This is a genomic window from Lelliottia jeotgali (genome assembly GCF_016771845.1).
GTDB classification, from domain to species: Bacteria; Pseudomonadota; Gammaproteobacteria; order Enterobacterales; family Enterobacteriaceae; genus Enterobacter; species Enterobacter jeotgali.
Genome location: NZ_JAENMQ010000015.1, coordinates 81,902 through 107,204, shown reverse-complemented (window position 1 = coordinate 107,204; position 25,303 = coordinate 81,902). Strand labels below are relative to the sequence as shown.

Below are 25,303 nucleotides of genomic sequence, written 5' to 3'. Positions count from 1 at the left end.
CCTCTCCCTGTGGGAGAGGGCGGGGTGAGGGCACCAGACAGCACCTTCTAAACTGCCACATCCCCGTCACTATTCCATCATCCCCCTGACCCCCGTCTGTCATCATTCTGTAAATAAACAGTTATTTTTCTGTCATTCGAGCATGTCATGTTACCTCGCGAGCATAAAACGCGTGATATCGCGCATCCGGCACAATAAAGAGAGATGACAATGACTTCGTTACGACACACAGCTTTGGGTCTGGCAATCGGTCTGGCTTTTGCGACGAACGCAATGGCTGTCACCACGATTCCGTTCTGGCATTCGATGGAAGGGGAGTTGGGCAAAGAGGTTGATTCCCTGGCGCAGCGTTTCAACGATACCCACCCGGATTACAAAATTGTGCCGGTGTACAAAGGTAACTACGAACAGAGTCTGAGCGCGGGTATCGCGGCGTTCCGTACCGGTAACGCACCGGCGCTGCTGCAGGTGTATGAAGTCGGCACTGCCACCATGATGGCCTCGAAAGCGATCAAACCGGTCTATGAAGTGTTTAAAGACGCGGGCATTAACTTTGATGAATCTCAGTTCGTGCCAACGGTTTCCGGTTACTACACCGACTCCAAAACCGGGCATTTACTTTCCCAGCCGTTTAACAGCTCCACGCCGGTTCTGTACTACAACAAAGACGCCTTCAAAAAAGCCGGTTTGAACCCAGATCAGCCGCCGAAAACCTGGCAAGACCTGGCCGAGTACACCGCCAAACTGAAAGCAGCAGGCATGAAGTGCGGCTATGCGAGCGGCTGGCAGGGCTGGATCCAGATCGAAAACTTTAGCGCCTGGCACGGTCTGCCGGTCGCCACCAAAAACAACGGCTTTGACGGTACCGACGCGGTACTCGAGTTCAACAAGCCGGAGCAGGTGAAGCACATCGCCCTGCTGGAAGCGTTGAACAAGAAAGGCGATTTCAGCTACTTCGGACGTAAAGACGAATCCACCGAGAAGTTCTACAACGGCGATTGCGCCATCACCACCGCTTCATCCGGATCGCTGGCGGATATCCGTCACTACGCCAAATTCAACTACGGCGTGGGCATGATGCCTTACGACGCGGATGTCAAAGGCGCACCGCAGAACGCCATCATCGGCGGAGCGAGCCTGTGGGTGATGCAGGGCAAAGACAACGGTACGTATAAAGGCGTGGCGGAGTTCCTCGACTTCCTCGCAAAACCAGAAATTGCTGCCGAGTGGCACCAGAAGACGGGCTATCTGCCGATCACCAAAGCCGCCTACGACCTGACACGTGAGCAGGGCTTCTACGACAAAAACCCAGGTGCGGATATCGCCACCCGCCAGATGCTGAACAAGCCGCCGTTACCGTTCACCAAAGGTCTGCGTCTGGGCAACATGCCGCAGATTCGTACCATCGTGGATGAAGAACTGGAAAGCGTCTGGACCGGCAAGAAAACGCCACAGCAGGCGCTGGATTCCGCAGTAGAGCGCGGGAATCAGCTGCTGCGCCGCTTTGAGCAGTCGACCAAGTCTTAATGTTTTTGCCGGATGGCGCTGCGCTTATCCGGCCTACAGGTTTAATGCGGGCTGATGCCCTCAGCCCAACCCTCTCCCACGGGGAGAGGGAGAAAATGCACCTTGTAGGCCGGGTAAGGCGAAGCCGCCACCCGGCGTTTTCTGGAAAAGAGTCCCTCTATGTCATCATCCCGTCCGGTATTCCGTTCGCGCTGGCTGCCCTATTTGCTGGTCGCCCCGCAGCTGATTATCACCGTTATCTTTTTCATCTGGCCTGCGGGCGAAGCGCTGTGGTACTCGGTACAAAGCGTCGATCCGTTCGGGCTCTCCAGCCAGTTTGTTGGGCTGGATAACTTCGCCGCACTCTGGCACGACAGCTATTACCTCGACTCCTTCTGGACGACGATCAAATTCAGCGCCCTGGTGACGTTCAGCGGCCTTGCGGTGTCGCTGTTTTTCGCCGCACTGGTCGATTACGTGGTGCGCGGCAGCCGTCTTTATCAGACGCTGATGCTGCTGCCTTACGCCGTGGCACCCGCCGTTGCCGCCGTGCTGTGGATCTTCCTGTTTAACCCAGGGCGTGGGCTGATTACCCATTTCCTCGGTGAATTTGGCTACGACTGGAACCACGCGCAAAACAGTGGGCAGGCGATGTTTCTGGTGGTCTTCGCCTCGGTGTGGAAGCAGATCAGCTACAACTTCCTGTTCTTCTTTGCTGCGCTGCAATCCATACCGCGATCGCTGGTTGAAGCCGCCGCGATTGACGGCGCTGGGCCGATTCGCCGCTTCTTCAAACTGGCGCTGCCGCTGATTGCGCCGGTCAGTTTCTTCCTGCTGGTGGTCAACCTGGTGTACGCCTTCTTCGACACCTTCCCGGTGATCGACGCCGCCACCGCCGGTGGACCGGTGCAAGCGACCACCACGCTTATCTACAAAATCTATCGCGAAGGCTTTGCCGGTCTGGATCTGTCAGCTTCTGCCGCGCAGTCGGTGGTACTGATGGGGCTGGTGATTGTGCTGACGGTGGTTCAGTTCCGCTATGTCGAAAGTAAGGTGCGCTACCAATGATTGAGAACCGTCCGGGGCTGACGATTTTCAGCCACACCATGTTAATTCTCGGGATCGTCGTCATTCTGTTCCCACTTTACGTGGCCTTTGTTGCCGCTACGTTGGATACCAAAGCGGTCTTCGACACGCCGATGACGCTCATTCCCGGCGGCCATCTTTTCGAGAATATGGCGACCATCTGGACCCAGGGCGTTGGGGTTAACAGCGCGCCGTTCTGGCTGATGATGCTCAACAGCTTCATCATGGCGTTTAGCATTACGGTCGGCAAAATCGTGGTCTCGATGCTCTCGGCCTTCGCTATCGTCTGGTTCCGTTTTCCGCTGCGTAACCTGTTCTTCTGGATGATCTTTATCACCCTGATGCTGCCGGTCGAAGTACGTATCTTCCCGACTGTGGAAGTGATCGCCAATCTTGGAATGCTCGACAGCTACGCGGGCCTGACCCTGCCGCTGATGGCCTCGGCGACCGCGACCTTCCTGTTCCGCCAGTTCTTTATGACCCTGCCGGACGAGCTGATTGAAGCCGCGCGCATCGACGGTGCCTCGCCGATGCGTTTCTTCCGCGACATCGTGCTGCCGCTTTCCAAAACTAATCTCGCGGCGTTGTTTGTGATCACTTTTATCTACGGCTGGAACCAGTATCTGTGGCCGCTGCTGATTGTGCAGGACGTCAATCTCGGCACCGCCGTGGCAGGCATCAAAGGCATGATCGCTACCGGCGAAGGCACCACCCTCTGGAACCAGGTGATGGCGGCAATGCTGCTCACGCTGATTCCCCCGGTCGTTATCGTTTTAGCCATGCAACGCGCGTTCGTGCGTGGTTTAGTAGACAGTGAGAAATAAGATGGCTGGATTAAAATTACAGGCAGTAACCAAAAGCTGGGACGGCAAAACCCAGGTGATTCAACCCCTGACGCTGGACGTGGCGGACGGCGAATTTATCGTGATGGTCGGCCCGTCCGGCTGCGGGAAATCGACGCTGCTGCGTATGGTGGCCGGGCTTGAGCGCGTGACCAGCGGTGATATCTGGATTGACCGCCAGCGCGTGACCGAAATGGAACCGAAAGATCGCGGGATCGCGATGGTGTTCCAAAACTACGCCCTGTATCCGCACATGAGCGTGGAAGAGAACATGGCCTGGGGCCTGAAAATCCGCGGGATGGGCAAGGGCCATATCGAAGAGAAAGTGAAAGAGGCCGCGCGCATTCTGGAGCTGGATGGGCTGCTGAAACGTCGCCCGCGCGAGCTCTCCGGCGGCCAGCGCCAGCGCGTGGCGATGGGCCGGGCGATCGTGCGCGATCCGGCGGTGTTCCTGTTCGACGAGCCGCTCTCCAACCTCGACGCTAAACTGCGCGTGCAGATGCGCCTCGAACTGCAGCATCTGCATCGTCGCCTGAAAACCACCTCTCTGTACGTCACCCACGATCAGGTCGAAGCGATGACCCTCGCCCAGCGCGTGATGGTGATGAACAAAGGCATCGCCGAGCAGATCGGTACGCCTGTAGAAGTGTACGAAAAACCGGCCAGCCGCTTCGTTGCCAGCTTTATCGGCAGCCCGGCGATGAATCTGCTGGAAGGGCGCATCAGCAACGCGGGGACCCATTTTGAGCTGGATAGCGGTATGGCGCTGCCGGTGAACTGGTTTTATCGCGGCTACGCCGGGCGTAAAATGACGCTCGGTATCCGCCCGGAACATATTGCGCTAAGCTCGCAGGCGGAAGGCGGCGTGCCCCTGGTGATGGACACGCTGGAGATGCTGGGTGCGGACAACCTGGCGCACGGGCGCTGGGGCGATCAAAAGCTGGTGGTGCGCCTCGCGCATCAGGAACGCCCAAAGGCGGGCAGCACGCTGTGGCTGCATCTGCCGGAAAATCACCTGCACTTATTTGATGGTGAAACAGGACAACGCGTATGAGTAACTGGCCATATCCTCACATCGTCGCCCACCGTGGCGGCGGGAAACGAGCACCGGAAAACACCCTGGCAGCGATTGATAAGGGCGCGTATTACGGTCATCAGATGATTGAATTTGACGCCAAGCTGTCGAAAGATGGCGAAATTTTCCTGTTGCACGACGATAACCTTGAGCGCACCAGCAACGGCTGGGGTGTGGCGGGCGATCTGCCGTGGCGCGATCTGCTGAAAGTGGACGCCGGAAGCTGGTTCAGCGGCGAGTTCAAAGGCGAACCGCTGCCGTTGCTGGCGGAAGTGGCAGACCGCTGTCGTCAGCACGGGATGATGGCCAACATCGAAATCAAACCGACCACCGGCACCGGGCCGCTCACCGGGAAAGTGATTGCGCTGGCCGCGCGCGAAATGTGGGAGGGGATGACCGCACCGCTGCTGTCGTCGTTTGAAATCGACGCCCTCGAAGCAGCACAAGCAGCTGCACCGGAACTGCCGCGCGGACTATTGCTGGACGAATGGCGTGACGACTGGCGCGAGCTGACCACCCGCTTAGATTGCGTGTCGATCCACCTGAACCATCGTCTGCTGGATGAGGCGCGCGTGAAGATGCTGAAGGATGCTGGATTGCACATCCTGGTTTACACGGTGAATAAACCCCAGCGTGCAGCGGAGTTGCTGCGCTGGGGCGTGGATTGCATCTGCACCGATGCGATTGACGTGATTGGCCCGAACTTTAATTCTGCGGATTATTGAGCATATCGCCGTTCGAGCGTGGCGGCAGCATATGTTGCTGCTGACCGCTGCTCGTCCCGCCGCTTAACATCCCACCGTTCGGATTCGGCAACGGCTGCACCCGCGGCTGGCCCTGCTGAATCATCTGCGTGTTGTTATTCATCTGATTTTGCAGGCTCTGCTGCTGAAGCTGAGTCTGGGTTTTCAACTGCTGATTCAACATCCCTTTTTGCTGCTGCTGTTGGCCCAGCATCTGGGTCTGCATCCGCTGCTGGCTCGGGATTTCATATCCCGGCTGGTTCGGGTTGTTCATGGTATTGAGTGGCTGTGCGAGCACGGCGAACGGAAGCAGTGCCGTTAAGATCAGTAAACGTTTCATTGTCATTTCCTCCTTCTGAGGCTTCTCTTAAGTTTACCTCGAATCCGCCACCACGATGATTTTTTAGGAGTTGTGAACCAGGCTTAAACGGGAATTTGGCTCCCTTCACCTGGAGAACAACAATGATAAAACCAACGTTTTTGCGCTGGGTAGCGATCGCTGCGCTGATGGCCGGCGGCACATTTACCGTGGCGGCGAATCCGCCTGCCGCACCGCCAGTCTCCTACGGCGTGGAAGAAGATGTTTTCCATCCCGTGCGGGCGAAGCAGGGGATGGTGGCGTCCGTTGATGCGATGGCTACGCAGGTCGGCGTGGATATTCTCAAACAGGGCGGTAATGCCGTCGACGCCGCCGTCGCCGTGGGTTATGCCCTGGCGGTAACGCATCCGCAGGCGGGGAATCTCGGTGGCGGGGGCTTTATGCTGCTGCGCACCAAAGACGGCAAAACCACTTCTATCGACTTCCGTGAAATGGCGCCGAATCAGGCCACGCGCGATATGTTCCTTGACGATCAGGGCAACCCGGACAGCAAAAAATCCCTGACCTCGCATCTGGCGAGCGGCACGCCGGGTACGGTCGCTGGCTTCTCGCTGGCGCTGGAAAAATACGGCACGCTGCCGCTGAATAAAGTGGTGCAACCAGCGATCAAACTGGCGCGCGACGGGTTTGTGGTCAATGACGCGTTAGCGGACGATCTCAAAACCTACGGCAGCGAAGTGATCCCGAATCACGAAAACAGCAAAGCCATCTTCTGGAAAGACGGCGAACCGCTGAAGAAGGGCGATAAGCTGGTGCAGAAAAATCTCGCCAAAAGCCTGGAACTGATTGCCGAAAACGGCCCAGACGCCTTCTACAAAGGGGCGATTGCCGACCAGATTGCCGACGAGATGCACAAGAACGGGGGGCTTATCACCAAAGCGGATCTGGCGGAGTACAAAGCGGTGGAACGCACGCCGATTAGCGGAGAGTATCGCGGGTATCAAGTGTTCTCCATGCCGCCACCGTCCTCCGGTGGGATTCACATCGTGCAGATCCTCAATATTCTTGAAAACTTCGATATGCACAAATTTGGCTTTGGTAGCGCCGATGCGATGCAGGTGATGGCCGAGGCGGAAAAATATGCCTATGCCGACCGCTCGGAATACCTCGGCGATCCGGATTTTGTGAAAGTGCCGTGGCAGGCGCTGACCAACAAAGCCTACGCCAAATCGCTGGCGGATCAGATTGATATCAACAAGGCTAAGCCGTCGAGCCAGATCCGCCCCGGCAAACTCGCGCCGTATGAAAGCAATCAGACCACCCACTTCTCGGTGGTGGATAAAGACGGTAACGCGGTGGCGGTGACTTACACGCTCAACACCGTGTTTGGCACTGGGATTGTCGCGGGGAACAGCGGGATACTGCTCAATAACGAAATGGATGATTTCTCCGCCAAACCGGGCGTGCCGAACGTCTATGGGCTGGTGGGCGGCGATGCGAATGCCGTCGGGCCGAAGAAACGTCCGCTGTCGTCGATGTCACCGACCATCGTGGTGAAAGACGGTAAAACCTGGCTGGTGACGGGCAGTCCTGGCGGGAGCCGTATTATCACGACGGTGCTGCAAATGGTGGTCAACAGCATCGATTTTGGTATGAACGTGGCGGAAGCGACCAACGCACCGCGCTTCCACCATCAGTGGCTGCCGGATGAGTTGCGCGTGGAGAAAGGCTTTAGCCCGGACACCATCAAACTGCTGGAGCAGCGCGGGCAGAAGGTGGTGGTGAAAGAGGCGATGGGCAGTACGCAGAGTATTGTGGTCGCGCCCGACGGAACGCTTTCTGGCGCATCGGACCCGCGGTCGGTGGATGATTTGACGGCAGGGTACTGATTGTTTGCCGGGTGGCGGCTTCGCCTTACCCGGCAAACAACGGCACGAACGTAGGCCGGGTAAGCGCAGCGCCACCCGGCAATTCGCAACGATTATTTCACCCGCGCCATATAATACGCATCCACATACTCACCGTTGCGCAGAGCATATTTTTTGCCGGTCCCTTCGATTTCAAAACCGTACTTGCGGTACACCGCGATCGCCGGTTCATTATCGACAAACACCGTCAGCTCAATACGATCAACGCGCAGCCAGTTGTCACACATATCAATCATGGTGCGGATCAGCGCGCTGGCGACGCCGCGATTGTGCCACTGCGCCCCCACGCAAATGCCAAAATCCGCCACGTGGCTGCGGCGCGGGCGCTGTGTCACTTCGATGCACAGATGCCCGACCACGATATCGTCAATACAGGCGACCAGCTGCTTGACGCCGACGCGTTCCGTTAGCCGGTCATGCCACATCTCTTCAGACGGATGAGGAACTTGTAGTGTGTTGTGGTACACCTCCGGCTGGGCGTGGATCTGACGGATCGCGTCGTAATCTTTCGGTTCAGCGTGGCGTATCACTATCTCACTCATTCCTTCATCCTCGTTAGGTTAATGTCCTCTTTAACATCATGGAGTTTGAAAGGTGAGTCAACTCACTTTTTTGCAAAAAGTATTGGACAAGTGCGAATGAGAATGATTATTATTGTCTCGCGTTCAGGAAGACCTCTACGGAAACCTGAAAGCACGACATTGCTCACATTGCTTCCAGTATTACTTTAGCCAGCCTAGCGCTGGCTTTTTTTTATCCTGTTTCAGCCTGGCTTACTTGCCACTTTGCCCCCGGGAAGTGCTCGCAATCCTCACGTACATTAAGTACGCTCCGGTTGCTGCGCGCTTGCCGTGCGCAAACTGTCTGCGTCGCCGACGGCTGATGCGCGAGCATTTGTTGGGGCGATGGGAAAACTTGCGCTATGGTAGTCCCAGCAACCTTAACAAGGACTGAGCCATGACATTACATTGCGCATTTATTGGATTTGGTAAAAGCACCACCCGCTATCACCTTCCGTATGTTCTCAACCGTAAAGACAGCTGGCATGTGGCGCATATCTTCCGCCGCCATGCGAAGCCGGAAGAGCAGTCCCCACAGTATTCCCACATTCATTTCACCAGCGATCTTGATGAGGTCTTAAACGATCCGCAGGTCAAACTGGTGATCGTCTGCACCCACGCTGACAGCCACTTTGAGTACGCGAAACGCGCGCTGGAAGCAGGCAAAAACGTGCTGGTGGAAAAGCCTTTCACGCCGACAATGGCTGAAGCCAAAGAGTTGTTTGCGCTGGCAAAAAGCAAAGGGCTGACCGTCACGCCGTACCAGAACCGTCGCTTTGATACCTGCTTCCTGTTAGCGAAACAGGCCATTGAGAGCGGGAAACTGGGCGATATCGTTGAGATCGAAAGCCATTTCGACATGTATCGCCCGGTGGCGGAAACCAAGCCTGGTCTGCCTCAGGACGGTGCGTTCTACGGTTTGGGCGTGCATACGATGGACCAGATAATCTCCCTGTTTGGCCGCCCGGATCACGTGTCGTATGACATTCGCAGCCTGCGCAACAAAGCCAACCCGGACGACACCTTTGAAGCGCAGCTGTTCTTTGGCGACCTGAAAGCCATCGTCAAAACCAGCCATCTGGTGAAAACCGATTACCCGAAATTTATCGTGCACGGCACTCGCGGCTCGTTTATCAAATACGGCATCGACCAGCAGGAAACCAGCCTGAAGGCCAATATCATGCCGGGCGAACCGGGCTTTGCGGCGGATGAATCGATAGGCCAACTGGAGTACGTCAATCGCGAAGGCGTGACGGTGAAAGAGGAGCTTACACCGGAAACCGGCGACTATGGCCGCGTCTACGATGCGCTGTTCGCCACCCTCACCGAAGGTGCGCCGAATTACGTCAAGGAATCTGAAGTTCTGACCAATCTGGAGATCCTTGAACGCGGGTTCGAGCAGGCTTCTCCGGCCACGATTACCCTCGCGAAGTAAGCTAAAAAGACTCCTCTGGGCTTGTTCATAATTTTTGAACAGAGGAGTCAATTTTCACCCTCTATGATCCCTGGCCGTTTGCGTCCACACTTACTCCATCGAAACGAACTGGGGTGAAAAACAATGATCTTTTTACGTAAAGCAGGCGATCGTGGTCACGCAAATCATGGCTGGCTGGACTCATGGCATACCTTCTCGTTCGCGGACTATTACGACCCGAACTTCATGGGCTTCTCGGCGCTGCGCGTGATTAACGATGACGTGATTGACGCAGGTCAGGGCTTCGGTACCCATCCGCACAAAGACATGGAAATCCTGACTTATGTGCTGGAAGGCGCCGTAGCGCACAAAGACAGTATGGGTAACGAAGAGCAGGTTCCGGCTGGCGAGTTCCAGATTATGAGCGCCGGTACCGGGGTGCGTCACTCGGAGTACAACCCGAGCAAAACCGAAAAACTGCACCTGTATCAAATCTGGATCATTCCAGAAGAAACCGGCATCACGCCGCGCTACGAGCAGCGCCGCTTTGACGCCCTGCAGGGCAAACAGCTGGTACTTTCCCCGGATGCGCGTGATGGCTCCCTGAAAGTGCATCAGGATATGGAGCTGTACCGTTGGGCGCTGGCGAAAAACGAACAGTCTGTGCATCAGATTGCTGCGAACCGCCGCGTGTGGATTCAGGTAGTGAAAGGCGAAGTCACCATCAACGGGACTAAAGCCACCACCGCCGACGGTCTGGCGATTTGGGATGAGCAGGCGTTGTCCGTTCATGCCGACAGCGAAAGTGAAATACTGCTGTTTGATCTGCCGCCAGTATAAATACACGTCATCCTTCAAGCCGCATCTTCGTTGGCTTTCCTCGCTCACCCCGGTCGCGTACTTATGTACGCTCCCGGGGATTTGCTGCGTTGCCGCCTTGATGCAACTCGAATGATTTAGTGTATTAATTATGATAAAAGGCCAACCTTCCACATTTGACAGGGGAAGGTTGGCCTTTGTCCGTGATAAACTGAGAGAATGTCTCATTAAAGGCTTCTCTCAGGACGATGAAAAAGAAACGACCCGTACTTCAGGATGTGGCCGATCGCGTCGGCGTGACCAAAATGACGGTCAGCCGCTTTTTGCGTAACCCGGAACAGGTTTCCCTGGCGTTGCGTGGCAAGATTGCCGCTGCTCTCGATGAACTGGGTTATATCCCCAACCGCGCGCCCGATATTCTCTCCAATGCCACCAGCCGTGCGGTCGGTGTTCTGCTTCCTTCTTTAACTAACCAGGTCTTCGCCGAAGTGCTGCGCGGAATCGAAAGCGTTACCGACGCCTACGGTTATCAAACCATGCTCGCGCACTACGGATACAAACCGGAACTGGAAGAAGAACGTCTTGAATCGATGCTTTCCTGGAACATCGACGGCCTGATCTTAACCGAACGTACGCACACGCCTCGCACCCTGAAGATGATCGAAGTCGCCGGTATTCCGGTGGTCGAGCTGATGGACAGCCAATCGCCGTGCCTGGATATCGCCGTTGGGTTCGATAACTTCGAAGCCGCACGTCAAATGACAGCCGCCATCCTCGCACGCGGTCATCGCCATGTGGCGTATCTCGGCGCACGTCTCGATGAACGTACTATCATCAAACAGAAGGGCTATGAGCAGGCCATGCTCGACGCGAACTTAACGCCGTACAGCGTGATGGTTGAGCAGTCGTCTTCCTATTCGTCCGGTATTGAGCTCATGCGCCAGGCACGCCGGGAGTATCCGCAGCTTGATGGCATTTTCTGTACCAACGATGACCTTGCGGTCGGCGCGGCCTTTGAATGCCAGCGTCTGGGGCTAAAAATCCCTGACGATATCGCTATTGCTGGCTTCCACGGTCACGATATCGGGCAGGTGATGGAGCCGCGTCTGGCGAGTGTCCTGACGCCGCGCGAACGTATGGGCCGCATCGGTGCAGAACGCCTGCTGGCGCGCATTCGAGGTGAAGTTGTAACACCTAAAATGTTAGATTTAGGTTTCACCTTGTCACCGGGTGGATCAATTTAGTCTGACAAATTTGAAGTAGCTCACACTTATTCACTTCGCGCACGAATGGATATTGCTTCTCTATAGCCCCGGCAGGACAATGTTACCGATAACTGTTACCCGTAACAATTGACTGAGGGGCACCCTTTGAGCACGACAAATCTCGATCACCACGTTTACGTTCTGATGGGCGTTTCCGGTAGCGGTAAATCTGCCGTCGCCAGCGAAGTGGCGCATCAGCTCCAGGCCGCGTTTCTGGATGGCGACTTCCTTCATCCGCGCAGCAACATCACCAAAATGGCCGCTGGCGAGCCGCTGAACGACGACGATCGTAAGCCGTGGTTGCAGGCGCTGAACGATGCCGCGTTTGCGATGCAGCGCACCAACAAAGTGTCGCTGATTGTCTGTTCGGCGCTGAAAAAGACCTATCGCGATCTGCTGCGTGACGGTAATCCAAACCTCTCCTTTATCTATCTGAAAGGCGATTTCGAGGTCATCGAAAGCCGTCTGAAAGCGCGTAAAGGTCATTTCTTCAAAACTCAGATGCTGGTGACGCAGTTCGACGCGCTGCAGGAACCGGGTGCGGACGAAAGCGATGTTCTGATCGTCGATATCGATCAGCCGCTGGACGGTGTTGTTGCCAGCACCATTGAGGTCATTAAAAAAAGGCAGTAAGCAGTGACAACTTTAACGCTTGTTTTGACGGCAGTCGGCTCGGTTTTGCTGCTGCTGTTTTTAGTGATGAAGGCGCGTATGCATGCCTTCGTCGCTTTGATGGTGGTTTCTATTGGTGCAGGTCTCTTTTCCGGTATGCCGCTCGATAAAATCGCAGCGACAATGGAAAAAGGGATGGGAGGCACGCTGGGTTTCCTGGCGATTGTGGTCGCGCTGGGCGCGATGTTTGGCAAGATTTTGCATGAGACGGGCGCGGTCGATCAGATTGCCGTCAAGATGCTCAAATCCTTCGGTCACAGCCGTGCGCATTATGCGATTGGTCTGGCCGGTCTGATTTGCGCGCTGCCGCTATTCTTCGAAGTGGCCGTGGTGCTGCTGATTAGCGTCGCGTTCTCGATGGCGCGTCATACCGGCACCAACCTCGTGAAGCTGGTCATTCCGCTGTTTGCGGGCGTGGCAGCGGCCGCAGCGTTCCTGCTGCCTGGGCCTGCGCCAATGCTGCTGGCTTCCCAGATGCACGCTGATTTTGGCTGGATGATTTTGATTGGCCTGTGCGCCGCGATCCCGGGGATGATTATTGCCGGACCGCTGTGGGGCAACTTTATCAGCCGCTACGTTGAACTGCACATTCCTGATGACATCAGCGAGCCGCACCTGGGCGAAGGCAAAATGCCATCGTTCGGCTTCAGCCTGTCGCTGATCCTGCTGCCTTTAGTGCTGGTGGGCCTGAAAACCATCGCCGCGCGCTTTGTGCCGGTCGGGTCGAATGCCTACGAATGGTTTGAGTTTATCGGCCATCCGTTCACCGCGATTCTGGTGGCGTGTCTGGTGGCGATCTACGGCCTGGCGATGCGTCAGGGGATGCCGAAAGACCGCGTGATGGAAATCTGCGGCGCGGCGCTGCAACCGGCGGGGATTATTCTGCTGGTGATCGGTGCGGGCGGTGTGTTCAAGCAAGTGCTGGTGGATTCCGGCGTTGGCCCGGCTCTGGGCGAAGCGTTGACCGGAATGGGCTTGCCGATTGCCGTGACTTGCTTCGTGCTGGCAGCGGCGGTGCGCATCATTCAGGGTTCCGCCACGGTCGCTTGTCTGACGGCGGTTGGCCTGGTGATGCCGGTGATTGAACAGCTGAACTACTCTGGCGCGCAGATGGCGGCACTGTCTATCTGTATCGCGGGCGGTTCGATTGTTGTTTCCCACGTGAATGACGCAGGCTTCTGGCTGTTCGGTAAATTTACCGGCGCGACCGAAGCACAAACCCTGAAAACCTGGACGCTGATGGAAACCATCCTCGGCACGACAGGCGCGATTGTCGGGATGATTGCGTTTACGCTGCTGAGCTAATCACCGATCGGTTCCCTCTCCCTTGAGGGTTAGGGTTAGGGTGAGGGGGGAAATGCGCACGCTGGTGCCCTCACCCCGGCCCTCTCCCACGGGGAGAGGGTGCAAACACCAAAAATGGTCACTGGCGTGACCATTTTGCTTTTACCTAGCCTTTCATCCACGCCCGAATCCCGTCCAGGAACATCTGCGTCGCCATCATTACCAGGATCAACCCCATCAGACGCTCCAGCGCGTTCACCCCTTTCTCACCGAGCAGGCGCAGGAACAGTGACGACTGCAACAGGATGATAAAGGTTCCGCCCCAGGCAATCAGCAGGGCAATCACCAGGTGGCTCATCTGATTCGGATACTGATGTGACAGCAGCATCAGCGTCGCCAGAATCGTCGGCCCGGCGACCAGCGGGATCGCCAGCGGCACGATAAACGGCTCTTCGCCCGCAGGCAGACCGCTGCTATTGCTGCCATCGGCGCTCGGGAAAATCATCTTAATCGCGATCAGAAACAGAATAATGCCGCCGGAAATCGACACCGTCTCGGCGCGCAGATTCAGGAAGGCGAGGATCTTTTCCCCCGCGAACAGGAAGATAAACATCACCAGCAGGGCGATGAGCAGCTCGCGGATCATGATCGCCCGGCGGCGCTTCGGCTCGGTGTGTTTCAGCACCGACATAAAGATGGGCAGGTTCCCAAGCGGATCCATAATCAGGATCAAAAGCACCGCCGCGGAAATGATTTCAGTCATTATTTGTTATCCCTGATAAACCCTGTGGTTTCTATTGTAATTAGTGGTATTACTGATCGCAGCGCAATCATTGATTAATTTCACTTGCGACTTTGGCAGCATTTTGTAATGTGAAGGCTATACCCGTTGGATACGGGTTGACACACACAGCACACACCTCTGCAGGAACATACTTTATGAAAAACGTTGGTTTTATCGGCTGGCGCGGTATGGTCGGCTCTGTCCTCATGCAACGCATGATCGAAGAGCGCGATTTTGACGCCATCCGCCCGGTCTTCTTCTCCACTTCCCAGTTCGGGCAAGCTGCGCCCGCGTTCGGCGGAGCCTCTACGGGCACGCTTCAGGACGCCTTCAATCTGGAAGCGCTGAAGGCACTAGATATTATAGTGACCTGCCAGGGCGGCGATTATACCAACGAAATCTATCCAAAGCTTCGTGAAAGCGGCTGGCAGGGTTACTGGATTGACGCCGCTTCCTCTCTGCGTATGAAAGACGACGCCATCATTATTCTCGACCCGGTGAACCAGGGCGTTATTACTGACGGCCTGAACAACGGCGTGAAAACCTTTGTCGGCGGCAACTGTACTGTCAGCCTGATGCTGATGTCCCTGGGCGGCCTGTTCGCGCAGGATCTGGTGGAGTGGGTTTCCGTTGCGACTTACCAGGCCGCTTCCGGCGGCGGCGCGCGCCATATGCGCGAACTGCTGGCACAGATGGGTCAGTTGCACAGCCATGTTGCAGACGAGCTGGCGAACCCGGCCTCGGCGATTCTGGATATCGAACGCAAAGTCACGGCGCTTTCCCGCTCCGGTGACCTGCCGGTCGATAACTTCGGCGTTCCGCTGGCGGGCAGTCTGATCCCGTGGATCGACAAACAGCTCGACAACGGCCAGAGCCGCGAAGAGTGGAAAGGCCAGGCTGAGACCAACAAAATCCTCAGCACTTCTACAGTGATCCCGGTTGATGGTTTGTGCGTGCGCGTCGGCGCGCTGCGCTGCCACAGCCAGGCCTTCACCATTAAACTGAAAAAAGATGTGTCTATTCCGACCGTCGAAGAGCTGCTGGCTGCGCACAATCCGTGGGCGAAAGTGGTGCCAAACGATCGCGATATCACCATGCGTGAACTGACCCCTGCTGCCGTTACCGGCACGCTGACCACACCGGTGGGGCGCCTGCGTAAACTGAACATGGGGCCGGAGTATCTCTCGGCCTTCACCGTCGGGGACCAGCTCCTGTGGGGCGCCGCCGAGCCGCTTCGCCGCATGTTGCGACAGCTGGCCTAACAATTTGCTAATAAAGGGGGTGATTTTCACCCCCTTTTTTTGCGCACGACACGGAGTTATGCGCAGAGGTTTTATTTTTTATCAGGAGTCATTTCGTCGTTGGCTATGCTTTATGGAAGAGTCATTTCTTACCTGAGGTAGGACGGAGCAAGAGGACGCACTTTGTGCCGCACCGTTCAGGTCACATTAAAAGTCGCGCCGGAGCGCTTAAATAGGGCGACATTAGAAAAAACAGGATGAATACCATGTCCGATCGTATTGATAGAGACGTGATAAATGCGCTTATTGCAGGTCATTTTGCTGACCCCTTCTCGGTGCTGGGTATGCACATTACCGAAGCCGGGCTGGAAGTCCGCGCGCTGTTACCCGACGCTGCGGAAGTGTGGGTAATTGAACTTAAAACCGGCCGTAAGGTAGGCAAACTGGAGTGCCTCGATTCACGTGGTTTTTTTGCGGGTGTGGTTCCACGACGTAAAAATCTTTTCCGTTATCAGCTTGCCGTGCTCTGGCATGGTCATGAAAACTTGATCGACGATCCCTACAGTTTTGGTCCTCTTTTACAAGAGATGGATGCCTGGCTGCTTTCAGAAGGCACACATCTTCGCCCTTACGAAACGCTCGGCGCACACGCCGATACGATGGACGGTATTACCGGGACACGCTTTTCCGTCTGGGCACCGAACGCGCAGCGCGTGTCGGTGGTCGGGCAGTTCAACTACTGGGACGGTCGCCGCCACCCGATGCGCCTGCGGCGTGAATCGGGCATTTGGGAGTTGTTCATCCCCGGCGCGCATAACGGCCAGCTCTATAAATTCGAAATGATCGACGCTCACGGCAAACTGCGGGTCAAAGCCGACCCATACGCCTTCGAAGCGCAAATGCGCCCGGACACCGCGTCGCTGATTTGCGGTCTGCCGGAGAAAATCGTGCAGACCGAAGAGCGCAAGCAGGCCAACCGCTTCGACGCGCCTATCTCCATCTATGAAGTCCACCTCGGTTCCTGGCGCCGCCACACGGACAACAACTTCTGGCTGAGCTATCGCGAACTGGCGGATCAACTGGTGCCGTACGCCAAATGGATGGGTTTTACCCATCTGGAGCTGCTGCCGATTAACGAACACCCGTTCGACGGCAGTTGGGGCTATCAGCCGACGGGGCTGTATGCGCCGACGCGCCGCTTTGGTACACGCGATGACTTCCGCTACTTCATCAATGCCGCTCACGCCGCCGGGCTGAGCGTGATCCTTGACTGGGTGCCGGGCCATTTCCCGTCGGATGATTTTGGCCTGTCGCAGTTTGACGGCACCAATCTGTACGAGCACAGCGATCCGCGTGAAGGCTTCCATCAGGACTGGAATACCCTGATTTATAACTACGGTCGCCGCGAAGTGGCGAACTACCTGGTGGGCAACGCCCTGTACTGGATTGAACGCTTCGGCATCGACGCCCTGCGCGTGGATGCGGTGGCGTCGATGATCTATCGCGACTACAGCCGCAAAGAGGGCGAGTGGATCCCGAACGAATACGGCGGTCGAGAAAACCTCGAAGCGATTGAATTCCTGCGCAGCACCAACCGCATTCTCGGCGAGCAGGTCGAAGGCGCGGTGACGATGGCCGAAGAGTCGACCGACTTCCCCGGCGTGTCGCGTCCGCCATCAATGGGGGGGCTGGGCTTCTGGTACAAGTGGAATCTCGGCTGGATGCACGACACCCTCGACTACTTCAAACTCGACCCAGTTTATCGCCAGTATCACCACGACAAATTGACCTTCGGGATGCTTTACAACGGCACCGAAAACTTTGTCCTGCCGCTGTCTCACGACGAAGTGGTTCACGGCAAAAAATCGATTCTGGACCGTATGCCGGGCGATGCGTGGCAGCGGTTCGCCAACCTGCGCGCTTATTACGGCTGGATGTTTGCGTTCCCCGGTAAAAAACTGCTGTTTATGGGCAATGAGTTTGCCCAGGGGCGCGAGTGGAACCACGACGCGAGCCTCGACTGGCATCTTCTGGAAGGCGGTGACAACTGGCATCACGGCGTCCAGCGTCTGGTGCGCGATCTCAACCTGACCTATCGCCATCACAAGGCGATGCACGAACTGGACTTTGACTCCTACGGTTTTGAATGGCTGGTGGTGGACGATCACGAGCGTTCGGTGCTGATCTTCGTGCGCCGCGACAGTGCAGGCAATGAAATCATCGTCGCCAGCAACTTTACGCCGGTACCGCGCCAGCATTACCGCTTCGGGATCAACCAGCCGGGCAGATGGCGCGAAATCCTCAACACCGACTCCAGCCATTACCACGGCAGCAACGCCGGTAACGGCGGCAGCGTTCATAGCGACGAGTGGGAAAGCCACGGGCGTCCTAACTCGCTGAGCATCACGCTGCCACCGCTCTCAACTATCTGGCTGGTTCGGGAGGGCGAATGACCCAACTCACGGCAGGCAAACCCGCACCGCTGGGGGCAACGTTTGACGGCAAAGGGGTGAATTTCACCCTCTTTTCCGCCCACGCGGAACGGGTGGAACTCTGTGTGTTTGACGGCGAGGGAAATGAATACCGCTACGATCTGCCGCAGCGCAGCGGAGATATCTGGCACGGCTATCTGGCCGACGGGCGGCCCGGTTTGCGCTACGGTTTTCGCGTGCATGGCCCGTGGGAGCCGTCGCAAGGCCTGAGATTTAACCCGGCAAAACTGCTGGTCGATCCTTGTGCCCTGCGCGTAGAGGGCGACGTGAAAGACGATACGCTTTTCTTTGACGGTGACCACGAGCCAGAGCCTCGCGACAGTGCGGTGATTGCGCCAAAAAGCGTGGTCGTGGGCGACGCCTACGACTGGGAAGATGACGCACCCCCCGCCACGCCGTGGGGCAGTACCGTTATCTACGAAGCCCACGTTAAAGGTCTGACCTACCTGCATCCGGCCATTCCACAGGAGATTCGCGGCACCTACAAGGCGCTCGGTCATCCGGTGATGATCGCTTATCTCAAAAATCTGGGCATTACCGCGCTGGAATTACTGCCGGTGGCGCATTTTGCCTCCGAACCGCGCCTGCAAAGACTCGGACTGGTGAATTATTGGGGCTATAACCCGCTGGCGATGTTTGCCCTCGACCCGCGCTATGCCTCGCATCCGGAGCGCGCCAGAGAGGAATTTTGCGATGCGATAAAAGCCCTGCATCAGGCCGGAATTGAAGTGATTCTGGACGTGGTGTTGAACCACAGCGCAGAGCTGGATCTCGACGGACCCACGCTCTCGATGCGCGGAATCGATAACCGTAGCTATTATTGGATCAGGGATGACGGTGATTATCACAACTGGACCGGTTGCGGTAACACGCTCAATCTCAGCCATCCGGCAGTGGCGGACTTTGCGTACCAGTGCCTGAAATACTGGGTTGAGACGTTTCATATCGACGGTTTCCGCTTTGACCTGGCGTCGGTCATGGGCCGAACGCCAATGTTCAGCCAGCAGGCGCCGCTGTTTGAAGCGATTAAAAACTGTCCGGTGCTGTCACGCGTCAAGCTGATCGCCGAGCCGTGGGATATTGGTGACGGTGGCTATCAGGTGGGAAATTTCCCGCCGTTGTTTGCCGAGTGGAACGATTATTACCGTGACGGTGCTCGCCGTTTCTGGCTCGAAAAAAGTCTGTCGCTGGGCGAGTTTGCCGGGCGCTTTTCCGCGTCCAGCGATATTTTCAGGCGTACCGGCAGAAAGCCGTCCGCCAGTGTCAATCTGGTGACAGCGCACGACGGGTTCACCCTGCGCGACTGCGTTTGTTTCAATCAGAAACACAATGAGGCAAACGGCGAAGAAAACCGCGATGGGACTAACAATAACCATAGCTTTAATCATGGTATAGAAGGGTTAGGCGGCAGTCAGGATGTCATCGAGCGGCGGCGAGCCAGCGTGCATGCCCTGCTGACCACGCTGCTGCTTGCGCAAGGAACGCCAATGCTGCTGGCGGGTGACGAATTCGGTCACAGCCAGCACGGCAATAACAATGCGTACTGTCAGGATAACGCTCTGACCTGGCTTGACTGGGAACAGGCGAACAGCGGGCTAACTCACTTTGCCGCTGCATTGATCCAGCTACGTAAACAGATCCCGGCGCTCACGGCAGATAGCTGGTGGGAAGAGGGGGACGGCAATGTACGCTGGCTGAATAAAGAGGCACAGCCGCTCAATGCGAGCGAGTGGCAGCACGGTATTCCGTGTCTGCAAATTTTGCTTTCGGATAACTGGCTAATCACGTTAAACGCGACGCACGACGTTGCAGAGATTGTTTTACCTGAAGGGGAATGGCGCGCCATCTCCCCATTTGCCGGAGAGGATAATCCGGTGGTAATGGCTGTCTGGCATGGGCCTGCACACGGAGTGTGCGTATTCCAAAGATGATAAAAAAGGAGTTAGTCATGGTGAGATTAGAGAAGAACGATCCCTTGATGTTGGCGCGCCAGTTACCCTTAAAAACGGTCGCGCTGATACTCGCTGGTGGACGCGGTACCCGTCTGAAAGATTTGACCATCAAGCGCGCCAAGCCTGCCGTTCACTTTGGTGGTAAGTTCCGTATTATCGATTTTGCACTCTCCAACTGCCTGAACTCCGGTATTCGTCGTATTGGCGTGATCACGCAGTATCAGTCGCACACCCTGGTGCAGCACATCCAGCGCGGCTGGTCATTCTTCAGTGAAGAGATGAATGAGTTTGTTGACCTGCTCCCGGCGCAGCAGCGCGTACATGGTGAGAACTGGTATCGCGGCACGGCCGATGCGGTGACGCAAAACCTCGATATCATTCGCCGCTACGGTGCGGAATACATCGTTATCCTCGCGGGCGACCATATCTATAAGCAAGACTACTCGCACATGCTCATCGATCACGTCGAAAAAGGGGCGCGTTGCACCGTGGCGTGTCTGCCGGTGCCCGTTGCTGAAGCGACGGCGTTTGGCGTGATGGACGTGGACGAAAACGACAAGATTATCGACTTCGTTGAAAAACCGGCCAATCCGCCGACCATGCCGACGGATGCCACCAAATCCCTCGCCAGTATGGGCATCTATATCTTTGATGCCGAATACCTTTATGAGCTGCTGGAAGAGGACGACAAGGACGAAAATTCGAGCCACGATTTCGGCAAAGATATCATCCCGAAAATCACCAAAGCTGGCATGGCTTATGCACATCCCTTCCCATTGTCCTGTGTGCAGTCTGACCCGGAAGCAGAGCCGTACTGGCGCGATGTCGGCACCCTTGAAGCGTACTGGAAAGCCAACCTCGACCTGGCCTCCGTCACTCCTGAACTGGATATGTATGACCAGAACTGGCCGATTCGCACCCACATGGAATCGCTGCCGCCCGCCAAGTTTGTGCAGGACCGTTCTGGTAGCCACGGCATGACGCTGAACTCGCTGGTGTCGGGCGGGTGCATTATTTCGGGATCGGTGGTAGTGCAGTCGGTGCTGTTCCCACGTGTACGGGTCAACTCCTTCTGCAATATCGATTCTTCGGTGCTGCTGCCGGACGTTTGGGTTGGACGCTCGTGCCGTTTACGTCGCTGTGTTATCGACCGTGCCTGTGTAATCCCTGAAGGGATGGTGATTGGGGAGAATGCGGAGGAAGACGCTCGCCGCTTCTACCGCTCAGAAGAAGGCATCGTGCTGGTCACGCGTGAAATGCTGCGCAAACTGCAGGTCAAACAGGAGCGATAATGCAGGTTTTACATGTCTGTTCTGAGATGTTCCCGCTGCTGAAAACGGGCGGGCTGGCGGATGTACTCGGCGCATTACCGGCGGCGCAAATTGCGGAAGGTATCGACACCCGCGTGCTGCTGCCTGCTTTTCCTGATATCCGCCGTGGCATCCCTGACGCGCAGGTGGTGAGCCGTCGCGACACGTTCGCCGGGCGTATCACCCTGCTGTTTGGCCACTACAATGGCGTTGGCATTTACCTGATTGATGCACCCCATTTGTACGATCGTCCGGGGAGTCCGTACCACGATACGAACTTATTCGCTTATACCGACAACGTGCTGCGCTTTGCGCTGCTCGGTTGGGTGGGAGCCGAAATGGCGGTCGGGCTCGACCCGTTCTGGCGCCCGGAGATCGTGCATGCGCACGACTGGCACGCCGGGCTGGCACCGGCCTATCTGGCGGCGCGCGGCCACCCGGCAAAGTCAGTATTTACGGTGCACAACCTGGCGTACCAGGGCATGTACTACGCCCATCATATGAATGACATCGATCTGCCATGGTCGTTCTATAACATGCACGGGCTGGAGTTTAACGGTCAGATTTCGTTCCTGAAAGCGGGGCTGTATTACGCCGATCACATCACGGCAGTCAGCCCGACTTACGCGCGTGAAATCACCGAGCCGGAGTTTGGTTACGGTATGGAAGGGCTGCTTCGCCAGCGCCACCGGGAAGGACGCCTGTCGGGCATTCTGAACGGGGTGGATGAAAAAATCTGGAGTCCGGAAACAGACCTTTTACTGGCCTCGCGCTACAGCCGTGATTCGGTGGAAGATAAAGCCGAAAACAAACGTCAGCTGCAAATTGCAATGGGGCTGAAGGTTAACGACAAAGTGCCGTTGTTCGCTGTGGTCAGCCGCCTGACCAACCAGAAAGGGTTGGATCTGGTGCTGGAAGCGCTGCCGGGGCTGCTGGAGCAGGGCGGGCAACTGGCGCTGTTGGGCGCGGGCGATCCGGTGTTGCAGGAAGGTTTTCTTGCCGCCGCCGCCGAGCATCCTGGGCAGGTCGGGGTGCAGATTGGCTATCACGAAGCGTTCTCGCACCGCATTATGGGCGGCTCAGACGTTATCCTGGTGCCAAGCCGCTTTGAGCCGTGCGGCTTAACTCAGCTATATGGCCTCAAATACGGCACGCTGCCGCTGGTGCGTCGCACCGGTGGGCTGGCGGATACGGTTTCTGATACGTCGCTTGAGAATCTGGCGGATGGCATCGCCACCGGTTTTGCCTTTGAAGACAGCAACGCCTGGTCGCTGTTGCGGGCCATTCGGCGGGCATTTGTTCTGTGGTCGCGTCCCTCTTTATGGCGTTTCGTGCAACGTCAGGCGATGGCGACGGATTTTAGTTGGCACGTTGCGGCGCAGTCATACCGCGATCTTTATCAACGCTTGATGTCATAAGGCGGAGTCACTGATATGAATGCACCTTTTAGTTATGCATCCCCGACACTCAGCGTAGAAGCGTTAAAGCATTCCATCGCCTATAAGTTGATGTTTACCATCGGGAAAGATCCGGTGATCGCCAACAAGCACGAGTGGCTGAACGCCACGCTGTTTGCCGTGCGTGACCGACTGGTCGAACGCTGGCTGCGCTCGAACCGCGCTCAGCTGTCGCAGGAAACACGTCAGGTTTATTACCTGTCGATGGAGTTTTTGATTGGCCGCACCCTTTCCAACGCGCTGTTATCGCTCGGGATTTACGACGATGTCAAAAACGCACTGGAAGAGATGGGGTTAGATTTAGAAGAACTGATCGATGAAGAAAACGACCCCGGTTTAGGCAACGGCGGTTTGGGTCGTCTGGCGGCGTGTTTCCTCGACTCGCTGGCAACGCTGGCTCTGCCGGGACGTGGGTACGGCATCCGCTACGACTACGGCATGTTCAAGCAAAATATCGTCGACGGGCGGCAGAAAGAGTCGCCGGACTACTGGCTGGAGTACGGTAATCCGTGGGAATTTAAACGCCACAATACGCGCTACAAAGTACGCTTCGGCGGCCGCGTGCAGCTCGAAGGCAAAAAGAGCCGCTGGCTGGAAACCGAAGAGATCCTCGCCGTCGCCTACGACCAGATCATCCCCGGCTACGACACCGATGCGACTAACACGCTGCGTCTGTGGAATGCCCAGGCCAGTAGCGAAATCAACCTCGGTAAATTCAACCAGGGCGACTACTTTGCGGCGGTGGAAGATAAAAACCACTCCGAGAACGTATCGCGCGTACTCTATCCGGATGACTCCACTTACTCCGGGCGCGAGCTGCGCCTGCGTCAGGAATATTTCCTGGTGTCGTCGACGATCCAGGACATTTTGAGCCGCCACTATCAGCTGCACAAAACCTATAATAACCTGGCCGAAAAGACCGCAATTCACCTCAACGACACCCATCCGGTGCTGTCGATTCCAGAGCTGATGCGCCTGCTGATCGACGAGCACAAGTTTAGCTGGGAAGAGGCGTTCGAGGTGACCTGCCAGGTCTTCTCGTACACCAACCACACGCTGATGAGCGAAGCGCTGGAAAGCTGGCCGGTCGACATGCTCGGCAAGATCCTGCCGCGCCATCTGCAAATCATCTTTGAAATTAACGACTACTTCCTGAAAACGCTCCAGGAACAATATCCGAACGATACCGGGCTGCTGAGCCGCACCTCGATTATCGATGAATCTAACGGTCGTCGCGTGCGCATGGCGTGGCTGGCGGTGGTCATCAGCCACAAAGTAAACGGTGTTTCCGAGTTGCACTCGAACCTGATGGTACAGTCGCTGTTTGCCGACTTCGCGAGAATCTTCCCGATGCGTTTTTGCAACGTGACCAACGGCGTCACGCCGCGCCGCTGGCTGGCGCTGGCCAATCAGCCGCTGTCGGAAGTACTGGATGAAAACATTGGTCGCACCTGGCGCACCGATCTCAGCCAGCTGAGCGAGCTGGAACAACACGCCGATTTCCCGCTGGTGAACAAGGCGGTTCGTGACGCCAAATTGTTGAACAAAAAACGCCTGGCGGTGTATATGGCCCAGCATCTGAACGTGGTGGCGAACCCGAAAGCGCTGTTCGACGTGCAGATTAAACGTATCCATGAGTACAAACGTCAGCTGATGAACGTCCTGCACGTGATCACCCGCTACAACCGCATCAAAGCCGATCCGACGGCAGAGTGGGTGCCGCGCGTGAACATCTTTGCTGGTAAGGCCGCTTCGGCGTACTACATGGCGAAGCACATCATTCACCTCATTAACGACGTGGCGAAGGTGATCAACAACGATCCGCAGATTGGCGACAAACTGAAGATCGTCTTTATCCCGAACTACAGCGTGAGCCTGGCACAGCTGATCATTCCGGCGGCGGATCTTTCCGAGCAGATTTCGCTCGCGGGGACCGAAGCGTCCGGGACCAGTAACATGAAGTTTGCCCTCAACGGCGCGCTGACCATCGGCACGCTGGACGGGGCGAACGTCGAAATGCTGGAGCATGTCGGCGCGGATAACATCTTTATCTTTGGTAACACCGCGGAAGAGGTGGAGGAGCTGCGCAAGCAGGGCTACAAACCACGCGAGTATTACGAGCAGGATGAAGAGCTGCGTGAAGTGCTGACGCAAATCGCCACCGGGTTGTTTAACCCTGAAGAGCCTGGCCGCTATCGCGATCTGGTGGATTCCCTGATCAACTTTGGCGACCACTATCAGGTGCTGGCAGATTTCCGCAGCTACGTGGATTGTCAGGACAAGGTGGATGAGCTGTATCGCCATCAGGAGGAGTGGGCCGCCAAAGCAATGCACAATATCGCTAATATGGGCTACTTCTCATCAGACCGGACCATCAAAGAGTATGCCGAGAAGATTTGGCATATTGATCCGGTCAGGTTGTAAAAGGGTTTGCTCCCTCTCCCTGTGGGAGAGGGCCGGGGTGAGGGCATCAGCGCGCACTAACTCGCAACAGCGTGTGCATTCCCCCCTCACCCTAACCCTCTCCCTCAAGGGAGAGGGGACCGTTCGGTGT

The 25,303-nt window shown here is 56.5% G+C and carries 20 protein-coding genes; 17 read left to right on the top strand and 3 right to left on the bottom strand.

Going from position 1 to position 25,303, the window contains the following annotated elements:
- Positions 1–210: 210 nt before the first annotated feature.
- The 5 genes from ugpB to ugpQ all read left to right on the top strand — a co-directional run bounded on the left by ugpB (position 211) and on the right by ugpQ (position 5,234).
- Positions 211–1,527, top strand: coding sequence for a sn-glycerol-3-phosphate ABC transporter substrate-binding protein UgpB (gene ugpB / locus JBO43_RS20905; RefSeq protein WP_095283758.1), 1,317 nt, complete (start codon positions 211–213; stop codon positions 1,525–1,527).
- A gap of 159 nt (positions 1,528–1,686) precedes the next feature.
- Positions 1,687–2,574: a sn-glycerol-3-phosphate ABC transporter permease UgpA gene (gene ugpA / locus JBO43_RS20900; RefSeq protein ID WP_095283757.1), complete on the top strand. Its 888-nt coding sequence runs from the start codon at positions 1,687–1,689 to the stop codon at positions 2,572–2,574.
- Complete coding sequence (gene ugpE / locus JBO43_RS20895) at positions 2,571–3,416, top strand: sn-glycerol-3-phosphate ABC transporter permease UgpE (protein WP_103947380.1); 846 nt, start codon at positions 2,571–2,573, stop codon at positions 3,414–3,416. Before ugpA ends, ugpE begins: the two co-directional genes overlap by 4 nt.
- A gap of 1 nt (position 3,417) precedes the next feature.
- Complete coding sequence (locus JBO43_RS20890; RefSeq protein WP_095283755.1) at positions 3,418–4,488, top strand: sn-glycerol-3-phosphate import ATP-binding protein UgpC; 1,071 nt, start codon at positions 3,418–3,420, stop codon at positions 4,486–4,488.
- Positions 4,485–5,234 carry a glycerophosphodiester phosphodiesterase gene (ugpQ, locus tag JBO43_RS20885; protein ID WP_095283754.1) on the top strand — a complete coding sequence of 250 codons (750 nt, stop codon included), beginning with the start codon at positions 4,485–4,487 and terminating at the stop codon, positions 5,232–5,234. Before JBO43_RS20890 ends, ugpQ begins: the two co-directional genes overlap by 4 nt.
- Here the strand turns inward: ugpQ and JBO43_RS20880 are convergent.
- The gene (locus JBO43_RS20880) at positions 5,215–5,592 is read right to left on the bottom strand and encodes a DUF2756 family protein (protein ID WP_103949402.1); all 378 of its coding nucleotides are present in this window, start codon (positions 5,590–5,592) and stop codon (positions 5,215–5,217) included. The two genes, ugpQ and JBO43_RS20880, sit on opposite strands and share 20 nt — an antisense overlap.
- A 122-nt stretch (positions 5,593–5,714) precedes the next feature.
- Between JBO43_RS20880 and ggt the strand changes: the two genes are divergently transcribed.
- Positions 5,715–7,460, top strand: a complete 1,746-nt coding sequence (gene ggt / locus JBO43_RS20875; protein WP_202674963.1) for a gamma-glutamyltransferase — start codon at positions 5,715–5,717, stop codon at positions 7,458–7,460.
- A gap of 92 nt (positions 7,461–7,552) precedes the next feature.
- Here ggt and yhhY read toward each other — a convergent pair whose 3' ends face one another.
- Positions 7,553–8,041 (bottom strand): N-acetyltransferase, encoded by a 489-nt coding sequence (yhhY, locus tag JBO43_RS20870; protein ID WP_202674962.1) that lies wholly within the window; start codon positions 8,039–8,041, stop codon positions 7,553–7,555.
- A 415-nt stretch (positions 8,042–8,456) separates the two neighbouring features.
- Here yhhY and JBO43_RS20865 point away from each other — a divergent pair, with 415 nt between their 5' ends.
- From JBO43_RS20865 to gntU, 5 genes are all read left to right on the top strand, one after another.
- Positions 8,457–9,494, top strand: a complete 1,038-nt coding sequence (locus JBO43_RS20865; RefSeq protein WP_202674961.1) for an oxidoreductase — start codon at positions 8,457–8,459, stop codon at positions 9,492–9,494.
- Between the two features lie 123 nt (positions 9,495–9,617).
- On the top strand, positions 9,618–10,313 hold the full coding sequence (locus tag JBO43_RS20860) for a pirin family protein (RefSeq protein WP_095283750.1): 696 nt from the start codon (positions 9,618–9,620) through the stop codon (positions 10,311–10,313).
- A 227-nt stretch (positions 10,314–10,540) separates the two neighbouring features.
- Positions 10,541–11,536: a gluconate operon transcriptional repressor GntR gene (gene gntR / locus JBO43_RS20855; RefSeq protein ID WP_095283749.1), complete on the top strand. Its 996-nt coding sequence runs from the start codon at positions 10,541–10,543 to the stop codon at positions 11,534–11,536.
- 126 nt (positions 11,537–11,662) lie between these two features.
- Positions 11,663–12,190, top strand: a complete 528-nt coding sequence (gene gntK / locus JBO43_RS20850; protein ID WP_095283748.1) for a gluconokinase — start codon at positions 11,663–11,665, stop codon at positions 12,188–12,190.
- A 3-nt stretch (positions 12,191–12,193) separates the two neighbouring features.
- Positions 12,194–13,534: a gluconate transporter gene (gene gntU, locus JBO43_RS20845; protein WP_095283747.1), complete on the top strand. Its 1,341-nt coding sequence runs from the start codon at positions 12,194–12,196 to the stop codon at positions 13,532–13,534.
- Between the two features lie 145 nt (positions 13,535–13,679).
- On the opposite strand, the gene yhgN is transcribed toward gntU, so the two are convergent.
- Positions 13,680–14,276: an NAAT family transporter YhgN gene (gene yhgN, locus JBO43_RS20840; RefSeq protein WP_095283746.1), complete on the bottom strand. Its 597-nt coding sequence runs from the start codon at positions 14,274–14,276 to the stop codon at positions 13,680–13,682.
- A 176-nt stretch (positions 14,277–14,452) separates the two neighbouring features.
- Between yhgN and asd the strand changes: the two genes are divergently transcribed.
- From asd to glgP, 6 genes are all read left to right on the top strand, one after another.
- Positions 14,453–15,559, top strand: a complete 1,107-nt coding sequence (gene asd, locus JBO43_RS20835; RefSeq protein ID WP_095283745.1) for an aspartate-semialdehyde dehydrogenase — start codon at positions 14,453–14,455, stop codon at positions 15,557–15,559.
- Between the two features lie 245 nt (positions 15,560–15,804).
- Entirely contained in the window at positions 15,805–17,991 is a 2,187-nt protein-coding gene (gene glgB, locus JBO43_RS20830; protein ID WP_103949397.1) for a 1,4-alpha-glucan branching enzyme, read from the top strand.
- A complete protein-coding gene (gene glgX / locus JBO43_RS20825; protein WP_202674960.1) occupies positions 17,988–19,961 on the top strand; it encodes a glycogen debranching protein GlgX in 1,974 nt (657 codons plus the stop codon). Before glgB ends, glgX begins: the two co-directional genes overlap by 4 nt.
- A 17-nt stretch (positions 19,962–19,978) precedes the next feature.
- Positions 19,979–21,274, top strand: a complete 1,296-nt coding sequence (gene glgC, locus JBO43_RS20820) for a glucose-1-phosphate adenylyltransferase (RefSeq protein WP_103947375.1) — start codon at positions 19,979–19,981, stop codon at positions 21,272–21,274.
- Entirely contained in the window at positions 21,274–22,710 is a 1,437-nt protein-coding gene (glgA, locus tag JBO43_RS20815) for a glycogen synthase GlgA (RefSeq protein WP_095283741.1), read from the top strand. The genes glgC and glgA overlap by 1 nt, the downstream gene beginning before the upstream one ends.
- A 15-nt stretch (positions 22,711–22,725) precedes the next feature.
- Positions 22,726–25,173: a glycogen phosphorylase gene (gene glgP, locus JBO43_RS20810; protein ID WP_103947374.1), complete on the top strand. Its 2,448-nt coding sequence runs from the start codon at positions 22,726–22,728 to the stop codon at positions 25,171–25,173.
- Positions 25,174–25,303 lie beyond the last annotated feature (130 nt).

Excerpts from the sequence above, each read along its gene's own strand:
- glgX (WP_202674960.1), top strand. The coding sequence starts at position 17,988 with ATGACCCAACTCACGGCAGGCAAACCCGCACCGCTGGGGGCAACGTTT.
- glgB (WP_103949397.1), top strand. The coding sequence starts at position 15,805 with ATGTCCGATCGTATTGATAGAGACGTGATAAATGCGCTTATTGCAGGT.
- gntR (WP_095283749.1), top strand. The coding sequence starts at position 10,541 with ATGAAAAAGAAACGACCCGTACTTCAGGATGTGGCCGATCGCGTCGGC.
- ugpE (WP_103947380.1), top strand. The coding sequence starts at position 2,571 with ATGATTGAGAACCGTCCGGGGCTGACGATTTTCAGCCACACCATGTTA.
- ugpA (WP_095283757.1), top strand. The coding sequence starts at position 1,687 with ATGTCATCATCCCGTCCGGTATTCCGTTCGCGCTGGCTGCCCTATTTG.
- ugpQ (WP_095283754.1), top strand. The coding sequence starts at position 4,485 with ATGAGTAACTGGCCATATCCTCACATCGTCGCCCACCGTGGCGGCGGG.
- yhhY (WP_202674962.1), bottom strand. The coding sequence starts at position 8,041 with ATGAGTGAGATAGTGATACGCCACGCTGAACCGAAAGATTACGACGCG.
- ggt (WP_202674963.1), top strand. The coding sequence starts at position 5,715 with ATGATAAAACCAACGTTTTTGCGCTGGGTAGCGATCGCTGCGCTGATG.
- JBO43_RS20860 (WP_095283750.1), top strand. The coding sequence starts at position 9,618 with ATGATCTTTTTACGTAAAGCAGGCGATCGTGGTCACGCAAATCATGGC.
- glgP (WP_103947374.1), top strand. The coding sequence starts at position 22,726 with ATGAATGCACCTTTTAGTTATGCATCCCCGACACTCAGCGTAGAAGCG.
- ugpB (WP_095283758.1), top strand. The coding sequence starts at position 211 with ATGACTTCGTTACGACACACAGCTTTGGGTCTGGCAATCGGTCTGGCT.
- glgC (WP_103947375.1), top strand. The coding sequence starts at position 19,979 with ATGGTGAGATTAGAGAAGAACGATCCCTTGATGTTGGCGCGCCAGTTA.
- asd (WP_095283745.1), top strand. The coding sequence starts at position 14,453 with ATGAAAAACGTTGGTTTTATCGGCTGGCGCGGTATGGTCGGCTCTGTC.
- JBO43_RS20865 (WP_202674961.1), top strand. The coding sequence starts at position 8,457 with ATGACATTACATTGCGCATTTATTGGATTTGGTAAAAGCACCACCCGC.
- yhgN (WP_095283746.1), bottom strand. The coding sequence starts at position 14,276 with ATGACTGAAATCATTTCCGCGGCGGTGCTTTTGATCCTGATTATGGAT.
- JBO43_RS20880 (WP_103949402.1), bottom strand. The coding sequence starts at position 5,592 with ATGAAACGTTTACTGATCTTAACGGCACTGCTTCCGTTCGCCGTGCTC.
- JBO43_RS20890 (WP_095283755.1), top strand. The coding sequence starts at position 3,418 with ATGGCTGGATTAAAATTACAGGCAGTAACCAAAAGCTGGGACGGCAAA.
- glgA (WP_095283741.1), top strand. The coding sequence starts at position 21,274 with ATGCAGGTTTTACATGTCTGTTCTGAGATGTTCCCGCTGCTGAAAACG.